This window comes from Planctomycetota bacterium, assembly GCA_038746835.1.
Classification (GTDB): domain Bacteria; phylum Planctomycetota; class Phycisphaerae; order Tepidisphaerales; family Tepidisphaeraceae; genus JBCDKH01.
The window spans coordinates 1-2,630 of record JBCDKH010000299.1 but is presented as its reverse complement, the minus strand read 5'-3'; the positions used below and the strand labels follow the sequence as shown (position 1 = coordinate 2,630).

Below are 2,630 nucleotides of genomic sequence, written 5' to 3'. Positions count from 1 at the left end.
GGTTGATCTGGCAAGGCCCTGAGCGAACACTTGCCGCCCACGCCTCCGTTGAGACGACGCCGCAACGCCATGCCAGACAGCGCTCCTCCTTCCGACGAGACTCTCTTCAACGCGACACTGATCAGCCGCGAGGATCTCACTGACGACCTCGCGGTGATGCGCGTCGCCCCCGACGGCGACGTCCCGGTTTACAAGCCGGGCCAGTATGCCACGCTCGGCCTGCCCGCGGCGGATCAGTCGCTGGTCGAGAACAAAAAAGGCCTGGCCCGGTTCACGCTCCGGCCGTATTCGATCTCGTCTTCGCCTTTGGACAAGGAGGCCCTCGAGTTTTACGTCGCCAAGGTGCCTGACGGTGCGTTCACGCCGTCGATGTGGGACCTTTCGCTGGGCGATCGCCTCTACATGGCTCCCAAGTGCAAGGGGAAGTTCACGCTCGACGACATCCCGGCCGGCAAGGACCTTGTCGCTGTCGCGACGGGGACCGGACTGGCACCGTTTGTCTCGATGCTCCGCACCTATCGCGAGACGGGTCGTTGGGAGCGATTCATCGTCATTCACGGCACGCGTCTCTGCAACGACCTCGGCTACAAGCAGGAGTTCGAAGCCCTCGCCGAGGGTGATGAGTCGATCCTCTACATCGCCACGTGCAGCCGCGAGCCCGACGTCGTGGACGGCAAGGGGTGGCTCGGCCTGCGTGGTCGCGTCAACACGGTGCTCGACGAAAAGACCTATGCCGACCTCGTCGGAAGGCCCTTGTCGCCCGATCAGTGCCACGTCCTGCTCTGTGGCAATCCGGCGATGATCGACGACGTCACCAACCAGCTCGTTGATCGTGGCTTTGTCCCCAAGAGCCGCGAACACCCCGACGGCAACGTCCACTTCGAGAAATATTGGTAGCTGCGGGGCTACGGCCCGCAGTCTGAAACGCCCCAATCAACCCGCCGGCGCTCGCTCCTCCACGGCTTCGAACCCGTGCTTGTCGATGTGGTCCTCCAGCGCTACGGACGCCTTCCCGGACCGGCGTCGCACGAGCTTCTGGAAGAAGAGGTTGTTCGGAATCTGCACGAGCTGCTCGGTTCCGTCTTCGAGCTTCTCGTGCAGGATGACGTACATCAGCGTCAGATCGCTCACCCGCCCCGTCACATTCGGCCCGCCGGCGGAGTCGACGAGTTCGATGTGATCGCCGATGCGGAACGGCTTGAAGAGGATCAGCATGATCGAGCAGGCGATGTTGCTCAGCACGCTCCAGACGGCGACGAAGCCGATGGCGACCAGGCCCACGACCGCGCTCACCGTCGCCCAGACCGCCGTCATCGGCACGCCGAGCAACTGCAGCGTCACCAGCGCCGCCAGCAGCAAAATCAGTCCGCGGACGAGCTTGCGAATCGGCAACACGGCCGCCTCTGGCACGCCTCGCGCGACCTGCACACCGCTCAGCACTTTGTTCACGATCCGGATGACGACGATCGCCGCGATCAGGACGATGAAGATCAGGATCAGTCGCTGGGCGACGGCTTCGAACATCGCCGTTCGGATCTCTTCATTTTTGAAGTACTCGATAATCCCGTCGATCCAGCGATCGACTTCCTTGATTGGCGGCTTGCTGAGCGATTCGGGCAGCTCCACCGCGGGTTCGGTGGGCTGCGTCGCAGCGGGTTGGACTTCCGTGCTCTCGAGCGGCGTCGCGTCCTGCATCGGCGAAAAGATACCGGCGGCGGGTCACGTGGTGTCAACGAAGCTGTGCCCCGCTTCCTGGAGCACCTGCCGAAGGTGGTCCGGGCGATCCGTCTTCACGAGGACGTAGTCGGTCTCGAAGCTGCCAACGACGAGGGTCGGGATGTCGGCGTGGGCAAGCGGGACGATCAGGCTCGCCAGCACGCCAATCTCGCCGAATCCGAAGATGCCGACAAGCCGCACCACCAGCCAGCCGTAGTCCGCCTCGATGTCGTCTGGGACCGAGCCGTCCGGGCAGATGAGCGTCGTCGGCATCGCCTCGCTACGTGACCGCACGACGGCCACGAGCACGCCCTCGATTTCACTCGGGCCGACCTCGCGATCCGTGCGGCACACCGCATATCGATCCGGCAGCAGATCAAGCGTCAGCTCGTGGCGAACGAGCGACCGTTCGTCATCCGAACGCAGGTTGCGTCGCATGGCCGCAAGGTACCACGAGCAGCCGAGCCACCATTGAGAGTTGCGCGGAGTCTGCGACCCGATCAGATGCGTCTTGCGAGGACGATCTGGCGTTCGCTGTCGTCGTCCAGGTCGCTGCCGTCGTGATCGCCGAAGGTGTCGACGAGCTGGAAGCCGCAGAGGCGGAGCAGGCGTTCCATCTCACGCGGCATAATCCAGGTCATGTCGAACGATCGCGTCTGTTCGTGGCGGCGTCCGTTGTTGTGCCAGGCGTAGTGGAAGGTGACGTGCTGTGTCTGCCGAGTGATGTCGGCGTAGAGGCTGGTCGTCCGCATCACACCCCGGCCGTCCGGGAGCGAGAAGAGGACGGGCTCCAGCTCGGTCGCTCCGCCGACGGCGTTGGTGATGAGGTCGAGATTCGGATGGAAGACGTCCAGCCAGAGCAGGCCATCGGGTGCGAGAAGCTCGTGGCAACCGCGCAGGCAGTGCTCCTGAGC

General features: G+C 64.1%; 4 protein-coding genes. 1 reads left to right on the top strand and 3 read right to left on the bottom strand.

Features of this window, described 5'->3' with window-relative positions; all coding sequences use genetic code 11:
- Window positions 1-69 precede the first annotated feature (69 nt).
- Window positions 70-897 carry a ferredoxin--NADP reductase gene (locus tag AAGI46_16810; protein ID MEM1013868.1) on the top strand — a complete coding sequence of 276 codons (828 nt, stop codon included), beginning with the start codon at window positions 70-72 and terminating at the stop codon, window positions 895-897.
- A 36-nt stretch (window positions 898-933) separates the two neighbouring features.
- Here AAGI46_16810 and AAGI46_16805 read toward each other — a convergent pair whose 3' ends face one another.
- The 3 genes from AAGI46_16805 to AAGI46_16795 all read right to left on the bottom strand — a co-directional run.
- Window positions 934-1,695, bottom strand: a complete 762-nt coding sequence (locus AAGI46_16805) for a mechanosensitive ion channel family protein (GenBank protein MEM1013867.1) — start codon at window positions 1,693-1,695, stop codon at window positions 934-936.
- 24 nt (window positions 1,696-1,719) lie between these two features.
- On the bottom strand, window positions 1,720-2,154 hold the full coding sequence (locus AAGI46_16800) for an ACT domain-containing protein (GenBank protein ID MEM1013866.1): 435 nt from the start codon (window positions 2,152-2,154) through the stop codon (window positions 1,720-1,722).
- 62 nt (window positions 2,155-2,216) lie between these two features.
- The coding region (locus AAGI46_16795; GenBank protein ID MEM1013865.1) for a hypothetical protein at window positions 2,217-2,630 on the bottom strand (414 nt) is incomplete at its 5' end.

Excerpts from the sequence above, each read along its gene's own strand:
- AAGI46_16810 (MEM1013868.1), top strand. The coding sequence starts at position 70 with ATGCCAGACAGCGCTCCTCCTTCCGACGAGACTCTCTTCAACGCGACA.
- AAGI46_16805 (MEM1013867.1), bottom strand. The coding sequence starts at position 1,695 with ATGCAGGACGCGACGCCGCTCGAGAGCACGGAAGTCCAACCCGCTGCG.
- AAGI46_16800 (MEM1013866.1), bottom strand. The coding sequence starts at position 2,154 with ATGCGACGCAACCTGCGTTCGGATGACGAACGGTCGCTCGTTCGCCAC.